Source organism: uncultured Caldilinea sp. (assembly GCF_937128415.1).
In the GTDB taxonomy this organism is placed as follows: Bacteria; Chloroflexota; Anaerolineae; order Caldilineales; family Caldilineaceae; genus Caldilinea.
Window position 1 is genome coordinate 1 of record NZ_CAKZMJ010000091.1, and the last position, 16,566, is coordinate 16,566.

Below are 16,566 nucleotides of genomic sequence, written 5' to 3' on the forward strand. Positions count from 1 at the left end.
CAGGTGCGCATCCTGGAGTTGCTAGGCTTGTCGCCTGCCGTCTACACCGCCCTGGCCCAAAATTGAGCAATGTCACCGTTTTTTCAGCGAATGAACAGTTTCTATCGTGAATCTTTTTTGTAATTGAGGAGAGTTTTTAATCATGTTGATGAATTTAAAAGATCTACTGACTGTAGCCCGCACCCATCATTTTGCAGTCCCAGCCTTCAATATTAGTAGCAACATGCTACTGACTGGCGTGCTAGAGGCCTCAGAGGAAAAGCAATCACCCGTTATCTTAGCAATTCATCCGGATGAGCTAAGATTTATTCGCCCTTCTTTTGTAAAAGCTGCTATTGAAGAAGCAATGAATGCCTCAATCCCTGTGTGCATTCATTTAGATCATGGCTCTTCTCTAGCCCAGATTGTAGAGGCAATCCGCTACGGTTTTACCTCTGTCATGATGGATGCATCCCTCTATCCTCTAGAGGAAAACATTGCCATATGCAAAAAGATCGCCGAAATCGCCCATGCTGTAAACGTTTCGGTTGAGGGGGAGTTAGGGACAATCGGAGTGACTGATCCAGAAGCAGAAACAGGTTCCGAGGAAATTATCTACACCAATCCTGATGACGTAGAGACTTTTGTCAAAGCGACAGGCGTCGATGCGCTGGCTGTGGCCATCGGCACTTCTCACGGTATTTATCCTAAAGACAGAAAACCGGAAATTAGGCTTGATCTATTAAAGGAAATTCGTTCTCGAGTAGAGATTCCGCTCGTTTTGCACGGAGGGTCGGCGAACCCCGATGAGGAAATTGTCGCTGCCATTCGATTGGGGATAAACAAAATCAATATTTCCAGCGATATTAAAGATGCTTTCTATCGCAAGTGCCGAGAAGTGTTAGCGAATTCCTCCCTCCGAGAACCGAATTCTATCTATCCACCTTGCATCGAAGCGATGAAACAAGTCGCCCGCTTTAAGATTGATCTCTTCGGTGCGGCTGGCAAGGCGACGCTCTATTAAAATCAATTTTTCATCTTGAAATTGCTCACCAAAAGCTATGTTGGGAAAAATAGCCCTGGGGTTCGGCAACAATGTCGATTTTGAAGTTCATCTAGATCCCCGCGTTTTTCAAGACATGATTGACCTCTACGACATCCATCCTGGCGAATTGAATCAGCCTAGAGAGATTCGTACAGAACGCGATTTGATCCTCTCGATCCTTGGCTTCTTACACTCCGGAAGCGGAGGGGAACGCTTTGTTTTATCCTCAGAAATTATTGAGTGCTTTTCTCAAAAATTTCATAAAAAGGTAACTTTGGGCGGCACTTCAGTGCGAGCAGCATTCGCAATGTGGGCTTTGGGGCATCGGCCAGTTCTGCATCTTGTCACGATCAATGACTATGTAAGAAAACTGATGCCGAGCGATCTCTTGTACGTATGCAGCAATTCTCAAGACACCCTGTATCCCCATTTAATCGTGCAGTTTGATGAAGGGGTGACGGTTTATGTCGACAACATTCAGATTCGTAGCTCTCGCGCCAACCGAATCATCTATCATAACGATATCGACAATATCCAGATGCATTTAAACGAGGAGTTTGCCCACCTGATTACAAATGCAAAAATTTTGCTGATTTCTGGGTTTAACGCAATGCAAGACCCCGATCTCTTGACTGAGAGACTACAAACGTTAAGAAAAATTTTGCGTTACTTACCTCCAGACGCGGTAGTTTATTACGAAGACGCTAGCTTTTACGAACCAAGTTTCCGAAAACTCATCCACGCCGCTTTGGCCGAAGATATCGACATCTACGGCTTGAATGAAGATGAACTTCAGTCGCATTTAGGGAAAGAAATCGACCCGTTGGATGTGGTTCAAGTCCAAAAAGCGCTCGAGGAACTGCATGAACATCTCAAGGTTCCCCTGATCGTCGTTCATTCCATGTATTGGGCGTTGGCTTATGGAGAAAATGCAGGAGATGTAGAAAAAGCTCTTCAAGATGGCGTGACGATGGCGACAACACGTTTTTGTTATGGGGATAACTTTACTCTAGAAAATTATAGACAGGTGAAGAAATTGCCGTCAAACCCTAAAGGAGTTGCATTAATAGATAAGATTAAGTCTCTTTTAGGCAATAAAATTAGCTGTGCGCCCGTACCCCATGTTGACCAGACGAATGCAACGACGGTTGGGCTCGGCGATGCGTTTGTCGGTGGTTTTCTTGCTGCGCTTTCCCGGTAAGGTCTTTCTTCCGTAGAGAAATCAAGTTCTAGTGCCGAGCGCCAACCTGTGACCCCGCTCACCCGGCCAGTTGGCGCCGGCGGTAGTGCTCATCCAACCGGTTGTCGATGCGGGCGGCCTCTGCGTCGGGCATGTAGTTGGGGCCGCCGAGCGCGTATGTCCCCAGCAGGATGCGCGCCCATTTGTCGGCCATCAGGGTGATGTTGAGCGCCTCCTGCATGGTTCGACCGAGCGCCGTGATGCCGTGGTTGACCATCAGCAAGAGCTTCGGCGAGACGCCGTGCGCGTCCTGGTAGCGGCGCAGCTCGGCGCGCACGGCCTTAGCCAGTGCAAAACCGGGGTCGACGTAAGGCACGACGGCCGGATAACGTCCACAGACGACGATGCCATCGGGGAAAAGGTGACGCAAAAACGGCTCGGCGCCCAGCCGGCTGCACAGGATGGCGTTGCAGGAGATAGGATGCGTGTGCGCCACCCAGCTGGCGCCGCCTTCGGAGAGGCACAGGGCGTGAAGGAAGGTCTCCACCGAAGGACGTTTCTGTTGAGGGTCCACCATCACCTCCGGCCAGATCGCCTGCACTTCTTCCTGGCTCATGTGATCGCGCTCCACCAGCGCCAGGATGGCGTCCATCTTGACCTGGGTGAAGCCTGCTTCGGTGATGGTTCCGAGCTGACTGCCCGAAGCTTTGACCCAAAAAGTGTTTTCGTCGATGCGGGCGCTGGTGTTGCCTTCGCCCAAAATGGCCAGTTGGCGTTCTTCTCGCCCCAGCTCGTGCGAGAGCTTGACCAGAGAGTGCAGCAGTTCGTTCATGGTGGCGTGATCTCCAGGTGCAATGTTGTCGTTGTGGAATGGATTGCCCGGCTGTTGCGTGGTGCGCGCTTCATGAAAGCCATGTTTTCGTGATGCGTTATGAATGACCGGCGAGCGCCGCGCGCATCAGCCGATGGATGCGATCGACCATGTCCGCCACAGAGCCTTGATAGACGCCCTCGAGCAGCTGTAAATTGTCAAAAAGTTGTTCGATCGCCGGGTCAATCAGCGCGTTGTTCGGCTCTTCATCGACGAGACGGGCCAGATCGGCAATCATCGGGTGGCGGCGGTTGATTTCCAGGATTTTCGCCGGGGCCACGTAGTTCTCTTCAAGCACGCGACGCACATATTGCAATTCTCGCGCAAAGTCGTCCTCCGGCGAGACAAGGCGGGCGGGGCTGTCCACCAGCGTTTTGCCCTCGCGCACCTCGCGCACGCGCTCACCAAGCACCTGCTTGATGCGGGCGACCAGTTTGTCAAACGCCTGCGCGCTGACCTCTGATTCAGCTGCCCCTTCCTCGACTTTGGGCAGCTCCAGATTGGGGTCATCGACGTTTTGCAACGGCCTGTCGTGGACCTCGCGAAGCTGGCTGACCATGTAGCCGTCGATGAAATCGGTCAGGAAGAGCACTTCGATGTCGTGCTTGCGGAAATAGTCGAGGTGCGGGCTGCGCATCGCCGACTTGAGGCTGTCGCCCAGGATGTAGTAGATCGCCTTTTGGTCGGGCTGCATGCGCTCGATGTATTCTTGGAGCGTCGTCCAGCCTTCGGCGCCGGTGCGCGTGCTGTGGAAGCGCAACAGTGCAAGAAGCGCCTCCCGGTTGGCGTAGTCGGAGGCGACGCCTTCTTTGATGAACACGCCGAACTCCGTCCAAAAGGTGTTGTACTTCTCAGGCTGCTCGTCCGCCAGGCTGCGCAGCTCCTTGAGGAGGCGACTCGTCAGCGCCTTGCGGAGCTGGCGAACGAGCGGGTTGCTCTGCACGGTCTCGCGCGAGACGTTGAGCGGCAGGTCTTCGGAGTCGACGACGCCTTCGACGAAGCGCAAATACTCCGGCAGCAGCTCTTTGTTGTGCTCCTGAATCAAAATTTTGCGCGAGTACAGGCGCAGGCCATATTCGGGGCGAAGGCGCAGTGAGCTGCGCTCGCGCTGCGCCGGCACAAAGAGGATGCCGCGCACGTTGACGGGCGAATCCGCCGAGATGTGCACGTGCAAAAGGGGCGGGCGATCGTCGAAGGTCAGCTGCTTGTAGAACGCTTCGTACTCGGCTGGCTCCACCTTCGAGGGCGGCTGCCGCCACAGCGCAATGCGCCGGTTCACGACCCGCGGCTCCCCGTCTTTGCTCTTCAGATAGATGGGGAAGGAGACGTAATCAGAATGGCGCTTGACGATGGTCTCCAGTCGCCACGGCTGGGCGAATTCCGCAGCGTCCTCCTTCAGGCGAATGCGAATCTCGGTGCCGCGGTCTTGTTTGTCCGCCTCGCCCAGGCTGAAGCGGCTGTCGCCCGTGGAACGCCACAACGCTGCACGGTCATGAGGGCGGTAGGAGCGAGAGATGACCGTGACTTCCTCCGCGACCATAAAGACCGAGTAGAAGCCGACGCCGAACTGGCCGATAATTTCTTCTAACGCACTCTGATTTTGGTTAGCATTCTGAAGAAATGCACGCGCGCCGGAATGTGCAATCGTGCCGAGATTTTCGACCAACTCGTCACGATTCATCCCGATGCCGGTGTCGCGAATGGTGATCGTGCGTGCGTCGCTGTCAGCCTCGATGTAAATCGCCAGCTCCGCCTCGGGATCGACGACGTCGTGGTTGGTCAGCATCTCGAACTGAATGCGATTGAGCGCATCCGAAGCGTTGGAGATCAGCTCGCGCAAAAAAATTTCACGATCCGTGTACAGAGAGTGGGCGAGGATGTCGAGCAGTTGTTTGACTTCTGTGCGATATTCGAGCGATTCCAGCTGCGTTTCAACCCCTTCTGACATAGCTCCTCCTCTTCGACGCAATTGTCGTCCTACCCTTTGTCAGAAGCTTTATTGTACGCCCAGCGGATCGCTCAAGCAAGAAAAATGAAGCTCGATACGCCTCACTCCTGCACGACGATTCTCCCCCCGCGCACCGTGCTGCCCAGCACAATCGCCGCCGTAATCAAGGCGAGGTTCTTCACGATGTACTGACCCTCAATGGTCAGGCCGAAGGGGAAAACGGTGAAAACAGCCTCCGGCAAAATCACGATCGGCAGCGCAGTGCCGGGCATCTGCAAAAAGAGCAGCAGAAGCGTGACGCGCATGAATTGCCCGCTGATCAGGCCGATCCCAATGACCACCTCCCAGATCGCCAAAATCGGCTGGAAGATTTGCGGATCGATGAAGAAAACGGTGTTGCGCACCAGGTCCTCAGCAGGGCTGAGTCCGGGGATCAATTTCAGCGCGCCGAACCAGAAAAAGATGATCCCCAATGCGATGCGCATCAGGGTCAGACCATAGCGCGCCATCCACCGGGTGAGTCGCCGATCCAGCTCGTCCAGTTTCGGGAAAAAGGGCAATTGTTGCAACAATCGATCTTCCAGCGTCAGTTTGCGAGGCGTCTGCACGGAATTGTTGAGCATCGGTCTTTTCCTCCATGTCTCTCCCTACGCCAATTGTGAGCCGCTTTTCATGCAATCAACGATCGTTCGCAGTATACTAAAGGAAACAGATCGGTTATGTGAAAATTATCACGAATTGAGCGCTCTCTGAACGAGTAACCCATGAAGGGCGCAAGGAGCACCGATATGACGACGCACGAAGCGCTATCCGCGATTTCATCCTACACTCGACCGGTGGACTTTCCCGGTCACTGGCTATGGGGCGCGGCGCCCGCCTTCAACGCCGATCCGCTCGGCGCCATGATGGCGGCTGCGCAAATGGGGCGCATCGTGCGGCTACGCTTTTTCAACACGAGCGCCTACCTGTTGCGCGAGCCGGAAGACGTCAAGCATGTGCTTGTGGACCATCATCGCGCCTATCACAAGGGCTATGGACTGCAGGCGCTCAAACCCATCTTGGGCGAGGGGTTATTGACCAGCGAGCCGCCGTTGCACACCCGCCAACGGCGCATGATTCAGCCCGCCTTTCACCGTCAGCGCATCGCCGCCTACGCCGACATCATCACCCGTTACGCCGATGAACATCTGGCGAGCTGGCGCGACGGCGCTCAGCTCGACCTCCACGAAGAGCTGATGCGGCTGACGATGGTGATTGTGGCGCGCTGCCTCTTCGACGTCGACGTGAGCCGAGAGGCTGCGCAGGTCGGTTGCGCCATCACCGATCTGATTCAAATGTTCGACTTCAATCGCATCGGCCCGCTGGGACAGTTCATCGATCGCCTCGACCTGCGCAAGCGACGCGAGCGCGAGCGACGTCTCAAGGTGCTGGACGATCTGATCTACGCCATGATTCGCGCACGCCGCGCCGAGGGCGTCGACCACGGCGACCTGCTCTCCATGATCGTGCTGGCCCAGGATGAAGAAGCGACAGATGCCGTCGATCGTCACATGTCCGAGCGCCTGGCGCGCGACGAAGTGCTCACGCTCTTTATCGCCGGCCACGAGACGACAGCCATTGCGCTGACGTGGACTTTCTATCTTCTTGCCCAACATCCGGAGGTCGAAGCGAAGCTGCACGCCGAGGTGGACGCCCTGCTAGGCGATCCGCAACGGCCGCGGCGGCTCACCTGGGATGATCTGCCGGGCCTGGAGTACACGCGTCGCGTCTTCGCTGAGGCGATGCGCCTCTATCCGCCCGCCTGGGCGACGGGACGGCTCGCCATCGCCGACGATGTGATTGCGGGCGTATCGATCGGCAAGGGCGCCAGCGTGCTCATTAGTCCGTATGTGACGCACAGACTAGAGCATCTGTGGCCGGAGCCAGAGCGTTTCGAGCCGGACCGTTTTGCGCCCGAAGAGGAGCATCGCCGCCCCAAATTCGCCTACTTCCCCTTCGGCGGCGGGCCGCGACGTTGCATCGGCGAGCCGTTCGCCTGGATGGAAGGTCAGCTCTTGCTCGCCACGATTGCCCATCGTTATCAGGTGCGGGTGACCCCTGGCTATGTGGCCGAACTCGACCCGCAGATCACGCTGCGCCCGCGCCATGGCATGCCTGTGATCTTGAAGCGGCGAAACGCAGCCGGGATTCCAGAGGGCGAAAGCGAGCGTTTCAGCGTCCGTCTCGATTGACATTTGACCTTCTTCGGCTAAGATTGGATGCATTACACCTGTTGAGTTTGGGGAAGCTACATTGCAAACCACCTATCGCGCGATTCAAGAGGTCTTTTTCTCATCGAACCCCATCTTGCGTAGGCTGGCGCCGGCCGCGCTCCTGCTCGTCGGCGCGCTGACGATTGCGTTGTTCGTCGGCGCCGCCGGCCCGCTTCTGGCGCTTGCGGCCGCAGCTGCACTGATCGGCGGGACGCTGCTCCTCAAGGACACACACTGGGGCTTTGTGGCGTTGTGCGCCGTTGTTTTTTTGCTTCCCTTCGCCAGCCTGCCTTTTTCGATCGGATTCAAACCCACCTTTCTCGACCTTGCGCTGGGCGCCCTCTTCTTCGTCTGGCTTTTCAAACTGGTGATTGGCCTGCAGGAAGACTTTGTGGCCTCGCCGATCGGCCTGCCGGTGTTGCTCTTCATGCTGCTGGCGCTGTTCAGCTTTACGCTGGGCTTGTCGCACAGCCCGGCCAATGCCTTTTTGCTGCGACGCTTCCTGGAAATCTTGATCGGCATTTCGCTCTTCTTCGTCGTCATCAACACCGTGCGCACCGAAGGGGAAGCGATCTGGGTGACGCGTTGGGTGCTGCTGGGAGGCTGGGGCGCGGCTGCGATCGCCGTGCTCTTTTATGTCCTGCCGCAAGAAACCACCGTGCGCATTCTCGACAGTTTAGCGCGCTTTGACTACCCGGGCGGCTTCGGCGCATTGCGTTTCATCGAGGACGATCCGAACGGCGTCATGCGCGCCATCGGCACCGCCGTTGACCCCAATGTGCTCGGCGGGATGATGATCCTGGCGGCGGCGTTGATGCTGCCTCAGCTCGTCTCCGGCCAACCGATTTTCCCGCGCTGGCTGACGTTTTTCATGTGGACGACGGCTGTCCTGGCGCTCTATCTGACCTATAGCCGCTCCGCGCTGTTGGGGCTGGCGTCTTCGATGGCGCTGCTGGCCGTGCTTAAGTATCGCAAGTTGATCCCGCTTGGCCTGGTCGGCGCGCTTTTGCTGCTGCTGTTGCCGGTGACGCAGGAATACGTCGCCCGCCTGATCGAGGGTTTCGCCGGCCAGGACCTGGCGACGCAGATGCGCTTCGGCGAGTACAAAGACGCCCTGGTCTTGATCGAGCGCTACCCCCTCTTTGGCGTCGGTTTCACCGGTGCGCCCGACCTGGACATCTACCTCGGCGTCAGCATGCTCTATCTCATCATCGCCGAAAACATGGGGTTGATCGGGCTCGGCATGTTTCTTGCGGTGATGATCGGATTTTTCGTCATCGCATGGAAAGCGTGGCGCAGCGGCCTCAGCGTAAAGATGGAAGCCTTGCTGCTGGGCTACACCGGCGCCGTGCTCGGCGCGCTGGTCAGCGGCGTCTTTGACCACTACTGGTTCAACATGACCTATCCACACATGACGGTGCTCTTCTGGCTTTATATCGGCATGGCGACGGCGACGGCGACGACGCTGATCCACGCAAAGCAGCCGCAGGCCCGCCTCGCCGACGGAGCGCCTCTTACAGGCAGAACTGAGGGCAGTTGATATGGCAGCCAATATCATGCACAACGAATTCGGCGTCATCACGTTGGAGCCGGCGCCTTCGCCCACCGGCGGCAATCTCACGCGCGGGCGTCGGCCTGAGTGGCTGCGCGTGCGCGCCGCCGACAGCCCCAAATATCGCGAGTTGATGCAGCTCTTCCGGGGCCAACGCCTGCACACCGTGTGCGAAGAAGCGATGTGTCCAAACATCGGCGAATGCTGGGGTCGCGGCACGGCGACCTTCCTGCTGATGGGCGACACCTGCACCCGCTCCTGCGGCTTCTGCAAAATCAAGACCGGCCGCCCCGGCCCGCTCGACCCAGACGAACCGCGCCGCGTCGCCGAGTCGATCCGCCAGATGGGGCTGAGCCACGCCGTACTCACCAGCGTCAACCGCGACGAGCAGCCGGACGGCGGCGCCTGGGTCTTCGCCGAGAGCATCCACTGGATTCGCAAGCTTGTCCCCGGCTGCACGATCGAGGTGTTGATCCCGGACTTCAAGGGCGACTGGGCGGCGCTGCAGGTTGTGATGGACGCGCATCCGGAGATTCTCAACCACAACACCGAGACAGTGCCGCGCCTCTACCGCACGGTGCGGCCGCAGGCCAAATACCAGCGCAGTCTGGAGCTGCTGCGCCGCGCCAAACAGATGGACCCCGAGGCGCTCACCAAGTCCGGCATCATGGTCGGCCTGGGCGAGACCTGGGACGAGGTTTTGCAGGTGATGGACGACCTGCGCGCCCACGACGTGGACATCATGACCATCGGGCAGTATCTGCAGCCGAGCCGCTTTCATCTGCCGATCGTGCGCTACTATACGCCCGATGAATTTGTCCGCCTCAAAGAAGAGGGCGAAAAGCGCGGCTTCAAGTGGGTGGAAAGCGGTCCGCTCGTGCGCTCGAGCTACCACGCCGACGGGCAGGCGCACCTCAGCCCAAGGCGACAGTAGCCCAGATAGCAGCAAAATGGGCGCTCTGCACCCACGACCGTTCCTGAAATGGGCCGGCGGCAAAACCCAGCTCGCCGACGCCTTGCTGCAGCGTCGGCCCGCGCGCTTTCAGACGTATCATGAGCCATTCGTCGGCAGTGGAGCGATCTTTTTTCGCCTCTATCGGGAAGGACTGATTCAACGCGCCATTCTTTCAGACGCCAATGCAGAACTGATAGACGCCTATCGGGCGATTCGCGACCATGTGTCAGAAGTGATGGAAATCCTATCGGGGCTTCCTCACAGCAAAGAACTCTACTACGAGATTCGTAGCCAGGACCCCTGGTCGCTGAGCCTGCCTGAGCGGGCAGCCCGAATGATCTATCTGAACAAGACGGGATACAACGGCCTGTACCGCGTCAATCGACAGGGACGGTTCAACGTGCCGTTTGGACGCTACAAGTCGCCCACATATCTGGATCGAGAGAATTTGCTGGCGGCGTCACGGGCGCTGCAACATGTCGAACTCCTGTGCGCGCCGTTCGATACGGTTGTAGAGAGGGCCGAAGTCGGCGATTGGGTGTATTTTGATCCTCCCTATGTTCCTGTTTCTCAGACGGCCAACTTTACATCGTATTATGCAAATGGCTTTACATTGCAAGATCAAGAACGGTTGCGAGACATCTGCATCGCGCTGAGTCAAAAAGAGGTTTATGTGATGGTCTCTAACTCTGATGCGGCGATCGTGCGTTCCTTGTACGCTTCTTCATATTTTGCCATGGATGAGGTGCAGGCGAATCGCGCAATCAACTCCAATGGAGCCAAGCGCGGCAAGGTTACCGAACTGGTGATCACGAATTATCGAGTCGATCAATTCCTGGAGCCACGCCTGCAATAGAGCGCGCCGACCTTGTCTTGGCTTTTGGAGCGCCGCTCGTCAGGCGTCTGTGTGAATCGCTTCGCTGCTCTACCAACCATCATCGTGAAGGGCAGCCCATGACCCTGCAGACTATATGCAAAGCATGTCCGATCAAAGATTGTTAGACTATTTCCATCGTCGTCAGGGTGAAATTCTCGAGACTATCGGCCTCTTCGTCTCTCATGAGACCCCCAGCCATGACAAACCTCGGTTGGACGCCTTCGCCGACCTGCTGGCCAGACGTCTGGCCGCGGTGGGCGCAAGCGTAGAAGTGATCACCCAACCCACGCGCGGCAACCACCTGCGCGTCCGTTACATCCACGGCAACGCAACTGAAAAACCGGCCCTGGTGCTCTGTCATTACGACACCGTCTGGCCGGTCGGTTCGCTGGCGACGCATCCATTCCGCATCGAAGATGGCAAAGCCTACGGCCCAGGCATCTTCGACATGCAGAGCAGCCTGGCGCTGGTCGAATATGCGTTGCGCGGGGTGGGCGAGCTGGACATCCAACTGCCCAGGCCGATCACGCTGCTGATCACCTCAGATGAAGAGATCGGCAGCGGTTCGTCGCGCGCGCTGATTGAGGAAGAAGCGAAGCAAGCCGCCTACGTGCTCGTCATGGAGTCGCCGCTGCCGGGCGGCGCGCTGAAAACTCGCCGCAAGGGCACCGGCTCTTTCACCGTCGAGACGATCGGCCGCGCTGCGCACGCCGGCGTCGATCCCTATCAGGGCGTCAACGCCATCGAAGAGATGGCGCATCAGGTGCTGGCGATCCATGCCCTGGCCGACCGAGAAGCAGGCACGACGCTCAGCGTCGGCGTCATCGAAGGGGGCACGGCCACGAACGTCGTGCCGGCGCGCGCCAAAGCGCGCGTGGACGTGCGCGCCTGGACGCAGGCCGAAGCCGATCGCATCACCAAGGCCATGGCGGCGCTGCAACCTGTGCTTCCCGGCGCGCAGGTGATCGTGCGCGGGGGCTGGAATCGTCCTCCGCTCGAGCGCAGCGCCACCGGCGCGCTCTTCGAACGCGTGCGCAAAATCGGACGACGACTCGGGATGGAGCTAGAAGAGGGAGGCACCGGCGGAGGCAGCGACGGCAACTTCACCGGCGCGCTTGGCGTGCCCACGCTCGATGGCCTCGGCGCGCCCGGCGCAGGCGCCCACGCGGATCACGAACATATCCTGATCGATGAAATTCCAGGCCGAGTCGCTCTGTTGACGGCCATCTGGAAAGAGTTGGAGCCGCCATGACGTCAACCCTGAAACCCGCAGCGCAAAAAGTTCAGGACGCCCTCCGAGCCAGAGGTTTCCGCAACGAAGTGATCGAATTCACCGCCTCCACGCGCACCTCGGCCGAAGCTGCAGCTGCTGTGGGGTGCACCGTCGAGCAGATCGCCAAATCGCTTGTGTTCGTGGGCAAGAGCAGCGGTCAAGCGCTTTTGGTGATCGCGTCGGGCGGCAACCGCATCGACGAAAAGAAAGTGCAGGCCCTGGTCGGCGAGAAAATCGCCCGCGCCGACGCAGATTTTGTACGCGCCCAAACCGGTTTTGCCATCGGCGGCGTCCCTCCGCTCGGCCATGCTCGCCCTCTTCGCACCTTCATCGACGCCGATCTCCTCGCCTACGCAGAAATCTGGGCGGCGGCCGGCCATCCGAACGCCGTCTTTCGCCTCACGCCGCATGAGCTGGTGCAGATGACCGGTGGAACGGTGGCGGACGTCAAGGCAGCGCCAAATCCATGAGGCAACCTTGTACAAACTTTATCGGCGAATCGTGCTTGACATCTTGTACAAGCGCCGGTAAAATTCTGGATTAAGTAAGCTGCATTCTCATTTTAAAAGTTGTTGACCGATGGTGCAGCCACCATTGTCGTTTTGATTTCCCACGAATCTGCTTGAACTGAACAGTTTTGAACTGAGCCACTGTAGTCGACATTGACCTGAGCGTTTGCAAGTTTTCCATCTTTTCGGCTTGTCATTTTCTTTGTTCAATCGAAGTCGGTTCAATTGAAGTTGCACCAAAAGGAGAGACTCATGATCGGTGGTTTCGTCAACCGCGTCGCCTGGATCGATCTCACATCCGGCAATATCGAGTACAAAGGCATCGATGAGAACGATGCGCGCAAGTATATCGGCGCACGAGGGTTGGGGGTGAAGTACGTCTTCGACAACGGACCGGACGTCGATCCTATGTCGCCGGACAACATCCTGTGCGTAATGAACGGGCCGTTGACAGGCACCAACGTCAATATGAGTGGACGCCTGGCCGTCGTCACCAAATCGCCGCTCACCGGCACGGTCGCCGACTCGCACATGGGCGGCTGGACGGCGGCGAAGCTGAAGTGGGCCGGCTTCGATGGACTGGTTTTTAAGGGCAAGGCAGAAAAGCCGGTCTACGCCTACGTCGAGGACGGCAAAGTGACGCTGCACGACGCTTCGGACTTGTGGGGCAAGGGCATTCACGAGACGTTGCGCATCCTGCGCGAGCGTCACGGCGAAGATTGCGACGGCATGGCGATCGGCCAGGCGGGCGAAAACCTGGTGCGCTTCGCCTGCTGGGTGAACGTCGACGACCGCGCCGCCGGACGCAACGGCACCGGCTGCGTCGCCGGCAGCAAGCATCTCAAGGCGATCGTCATCAGAGGCGACAAGAAGAATCGTCCTGAACCGGCCAATAGAGACGCCGACCGCGAGGCGCGCAAAAAAGCGCTGGCAGCCATTATGGCGGAAGAGAACATCACTTCTCCTCGCAAGGGTGGTCTGAGCGTCTACGGCACCAACGTGCTGATGAACATCACCGACAGCATCGGCGCCTTGCCCGCCTACAACGCGCAGAAGACCGCCTTCGGCAAAGAGAACGCCGAGAAGATCTCCGGTGAATATGTCAACGAGCACATTTTGATTGACAACCCCACCTGTCACGCCTGCCCGGTGGCCTGCAAGAAAGAGGTCGAGGTCAAGGAAGGCCCCTTCAAGGTGAAGATGGAGAGCGTTGAGTACGAATCGGCCTGGGCGCTTGGCTCCAACTGCGGCAACAACAACGTCGAGTCGATCGCCTATATGATCAACATGTGCAACGACTACGGCATGGATCCGATCGAACTCGGCAACGTGCTCGGCATGTACATGGAAGCCAGTGAAAAAGGCTACACCAACGGCGCAGGCAAGCTCGCCTGGGGCGACGCCATGGGCATGGTGGAGACGATCCACAAGATCGCCAGGCGCGAGGGCGTCGGCGATACACTGGCCAACGGCACGGCGCGCGCCGCCGCCGCCTTTGGCCATCCAGAGATCGCCATGACCGTCAAGGGCCAGGCGATCCCCGCCTACGATCCGCGCGGCCTCAAGGGCATGGGCATCGCCTATGCGACCAGCAACCGCGGCGCCTGCCACCTGCGCGCCTACACGCCGGCGGCGGAGTTGGGCGTCATGCCCTTCGGCTCGCTCAAGGTCGACCCGCTGGAGTGGAAAGGCAAAGGCAAGCTGACCAAGGTCTTCCAGGACGTCCACGCCGTCTCCGACTCGCTCGACCTGTGCAAATTCTCCGCCTTTGCAGAGGGCATGCAGGAATACACCGAGCAGTTCAACGCCGTCACCGGCCTCAACTACACGCCCGATGAGCTGCTCAAGTGCGGCGAGCGCATCTATAACCTGGAGCGCTACTACAACAATCTGGCCGGCTTCGGCGAAGGCTCGGACTACCTGCCCAAGCGCTTCACGACCGAGCCAAGCACGATGCCGGGCTCTGAAGGACATGTCTGCGAGCTTGACCAAATGTTGGAAGAGTATTACGCAGAGCGTGGATGGGTCAACGGCGTCGTGCCGGAGAGCAAGCTGCGCGAGCTGGAGATCATCTGACCTTCAGTGCAAACGCAAGACGTTGCCGCATGGCGTTGTTTGTGTTGTAGATTTTAGACTGTCGCCAAAAGCAACAGCCTGACCCTCGGGTCGGGCTGTTCTTTTTGTAGAAGGATCGATTCATCGCGACGCCTCAGCCATCTGCTATAATCTTGTTCATGTTGCTGGCAATGGACACCGCCTCGACCACCGCTTCGGCGGCGATCTATGATCTGAAGAAAGCGCAATTGCTGGGTGAATGCACCTGGGAGGGCCGACGCAGGCAGACGCAAAATCTGCTCGTCATGGTGCGTCATCTGATGACGAGCGTCGACGTAGAGCCGACCGACCTCACCGCATTGGCGGTGACGACCGGCCCCGGCAGCTTCACCGGCGTGCGCATCGCCGTCAGCGCAGCCAAAGGCATCGGGCTAGGGTTGCCCAGCCCACCTGCTGCGATCGGAATCCCAACGCTCACGGTCACGGCAGCGCCCTGGCATGCACTTGCATCTGCATGCAGCGCTGCGCCTACGCTTTGCGCTGTGATGTTCGCCGGGCGAGGCCGCTATCATTGGACGCTCTTCGCCGCCGATGAGCCGCTCCATCGCCCCGACGCCAACGCGCATCGCACCGGAACGGCCGCTGATTTGGGCGCCTTTCTAGAGCGCCTGAACCTCCACCCATGCTGGCTCGTCGGTGAAGTGGACGCCGACCTCGCCGCCGCTGTGGATGCGCTCGCTCACGTGGTTGTCATCGAACCGGTCTATGGCCTGCGTCGCGCCGGGGTGCTGGCGCACGTGGCGGCCAGATTGCTGGAAGCAGGCGTCGTCGAATCGCTGTCCTCCCTGCAGCCTCTCTATCTGCGCGAACCTTGAGCAGCCGATATGAACGCACCCGAGGTCACCCTTCAACCGATGAGCATCCATGACATCCCGATCATCGAAGAGCTGGAGAAGCGCTGCTTTTCAGCTCCCTGGTCGGGCGAAGTCTATCGTCACGAGTTGACTTCCAATCGACTCGGTTCGTACTGGGTGATGCGCCGCGCATCAGGGTCAGGCGAAGGGACGCCTCCAATCCTGGCTTACGGCGGCTATTGGCTGATGGGACAGGAGGCGCACATCGTGACCATTGCCACGCATCCGGACTTTCGTCGTCAGGGCCTGGGGCGCCGTCTGTTGCAGGCGATGATTGACAAGGCGATCGATGCTGGCGCGCTGGAGATCACACTCGAAGTGCGCGCCAGCAACTATGCTGCTCAGGCGCTATACAGATCAATGGGCTTTGTCGTGGTGGGCGTCCGGAAACATTACTATCACGACAACGGCGAAGACGCCATTCTCATGACGCTCTTTGCGCCCACGCAAGAAATGCTCAATCGATGACCCCGAGCGCCGCCTCCAGTTCATGCAGCGCCGCCCATTCTTCTGGACTGATGCGCTCCCCGCCGAGGCCCAGAAAACCACCTTCTTTAGTCGCCTCCGCGGCCCTGCGCGCAAGCGTTAAAAGCCAACGGCGAAAAGCCTCCATTTCCTCAGGCGCTTTCTGCGCCACAGTGCGAACCGCTTGTACGCAATCTGCAATCAGATACGCTCTGGCTTCTGCAGGATTGTCCGGCAGATCGGCGGGCAGATCAAAGTCATCGCCCTCCCGCGCTAGCATGCGCTCCGTCACTGCACGGATCAGAACACTGTCCACCTCCGATTCGAGCGCCTCGGCGGTGTCGAAGACGGCATAAAGCTCCTGCAGCCAGCGCCTGGGATCGGAGAGATCGCCTACGGCAAGGCCGGCTTTCATGGGTGCGCTTTCCAGCAGCCTCCATTCCTGGTCGGTGAACTCCAGTGCTCCGGTCATTTGTTATTCTCCTGGATGCAGGTGGAAAAATGTTGAACGATCGGGTGTTTGGCGCCTCAGGCCACATTCTCGCTCAATCATAGCGCACTGTCAATCTGTTTTTATTTCCTTTCAAGCAACGTACAATTTGACAGTTATAGTCGGGAGGTGTAGATTTAGGATTTGTGCCCTGCGGGAGGGCGAGGCTGCTGACGGGGAGGCGAGAGGCGCCTGCGTCGG

At 58.4% G+C, this 16,566-nt stretch carries 15 protein-coding genes; 11 read left to right on the plus strand and 4 right to left on the minus strand.

The annotated features are described in order from the left end of the window. Positions 1-142 precede the first annotated feature (142 nt). Positions 143-1,003, plus strand: coding sequence for a ketose-bisphosphate aldolase (locus Q0367_RS17290; protein ID WP_297639286.1), 861 nt, complete (start codon positions 143-145; stop codon positions 1,001-1,003). A 37-nt stretch (positions 1,004-1,040) separates the two neighbouring features. Then, on the plus strand, positions 1,041-2,225 hold the full coding sequence (locus Q0367_RS17295) for an ADP-dependent glucokinase/phosphofructokinase (protein ID WP_297639290.1): 1,185 nt from the start codon (positions 1,041-1,043) through the stop codon (positions 2,223-2,225). Positions 2,226-2,283: 58 nt separating this feature from the next. Here Q0367_RS17295 and Q0367_RS17300 read toward each other — a convergent pair whose 3' ends face one another. The 3 genes from Q0367_RS17300 to Q0367_RS17310 all read right to left on the minus strand — a co-directional run bounded on the left by Q0367_RS17300 (position 2,284) and on the right by Q0367_RS17310 (position 5,646). Continuing rightward, positions 2,284-3,036 carry a class II aldolase/adducin family protein gene (locus Q0367_RS17300; RefSeq protein ID WP_297639294.1) on the minus strand — a complete coding sequence of 251 codons (753 nt, stop codon included), beginning with the start codon at positions 3,034-3,036 and terminating at the stop codon, positions 2,284-2,286. A gap of 97 nt (positions 3,037-3,133) precedes the next feature. After that, positions 3,134-5,023 carry a molecular chaperone HtpG gene (gene htpG / locus Q0367_RS17305; RefSeq protein ID WP_297639297.1) on the minus strand — a complete coding sequence of 630 codons (1,890 nt, stop codon included), beginning with the start codon at positions 5,021-5,023 and terminating at the stop codon, positions 3,134-3,136. Positions 5,024-5,124: 101 nt separating this feature from the next. Next, entirely contained in the window at positions 5,125-5,646 is a 522-nt protein-coding gene (locus tag Q0367_RS17310) for a DoxX family membrane protein (protein ID WP_297639300.1), read from the minus strand. Between the two features lie 165 nt (positions 5,647-5,811). Between Q0367_RS17310 and Q0367_RS17315 the strand changes: the two genes are divergently transcribed. From Q0367_RS17315 to rimI, 9 genes are all read left to right on the plus strand, one after another. Further along, complete coding sequence (locus tag Q0367_RS17315; RefSeq protein WP_297639303.1) at positions 5,812-7,254, plus strand: cytochrome P450; 1,443 nt, start codon at positions 5,812-5,814, stop codon at positions 7,252-7,254. Positions 7,255-7,315: 61 nt separating this feature from the next. Next, positions 7,316-8,815 (plus strand): O-antigen ligase, encoded by a 1,500-nt coding sequence (locus Q0367_RS17320; protein ID WP_297639306.1) that lies wholly within the window; start codon positions 7,316-7,318, stop codon positions 8,813-8,815. 1 nt (position 8,816) lies between these two features. Next, the gene (gene lipA, locus Q0367_RS17325; protein WP_297639309.1) at positions 8,817-9,761 is read left to right on the plus strand and encodes a lipoyl synthase; all 945 of its coding nucleotides are present in this window, start codon (positions 8,817-8,819) and stop codon (positions 9,759-9,761) included. A 16-nt stretch (positions 9,762-9,777) separates the two neighbouring features. Beyond that, entirely contained in the window at positions 9,778-10,638 is an 861-nt protein-coding gene (locus Q0367_RS17330) for a DNA adenine methylase (protein ID WP_297639312.1), read from the plus strand. Between the two features lie 124 nt (positions 10,639-10,762). Then, the gene (locus Q0367_RS17335; RefSeq protein WP_297639315.1) at positions 10,763-11,911 is read left to right on the plus strand and encodes a M20 family metallopeptidase; all 1,149 of its coding nucleotides are present in this window, start codon (positions 10,763-10,765) and stop codon (positions 11,909-11,911) included. Continuing rightward, on the plus strand, positions 11,908-12,402 hold the full coding sequence (locus Q0367_RS17340) for a YbaK/EbsC family protein (protein WP_297639320.1): 495 nt from the start codon (positions 11,908-11,910) through the stop codon (positions 12,400-12,402). Before Q0367_RS17335 ends, Q0367_RS17340 begins: the two co-directional genes overlap by 4 nt. A 291-nt stretch (positions 12,403-12,693) precedes the next feature. After that, the gene (locus tag Q0367_RS17345) at positions 12,694-14,517 is read left to right on the plus strand and encodes an aldehyde ferredoxin oxidoreductase family protein (protein ID WP_297639323.1); all 1,824 of its coding nucleotides are present in this window, start codon (positions 12,694-12,696) and stop codon (positions 14,515-14,517) included. 158 nt (positions 14,518-14,675) lie between these two features. Then, complete coding sequence (gene tsaB / locus Q0367_RS17350; RefSeq protein WP_297639326.1) at positions 14,676-15,371, plus strand: tRNA (adenosine(37)-N6)-threonylcarbamoyltransferase complex dimerization subunit type 1 TsaB; 696 nt, start codon at positions 14,676-14,678, stop codon at positions 15,369-15,371. Positions 15,372-15,380: 9 nt separating this feature from the next. Further along, positions 15,381-15,878: a ribosomal protein S18-alanine N-acetyltransferase gene (gene rimI / locus Q0367_RS17355; RefSeq protein WP_298983785.1), complete on the plus strand. Its 498-nt coding sequence runs from the start codon at positions 15,381-15,383 to the stop codon at positions 15,876-15,878. Here the strand turns inward: rimI and Q0367_RS17360 are convergent. Beyond that, entirely contained in the window at positions 15,868-16,347 is a 480-nt protein-coding gene (locus tag Q0367_RS17360; RefSeq protein ID WP_298983789.1) for a hypothetical protein, read from the minus strand. The genes rimI and Q0367_RS17360 overlap by 11 nt on opposite strands. Positions 16,348-16,566 lie beyond the last annotated feature (219 nt).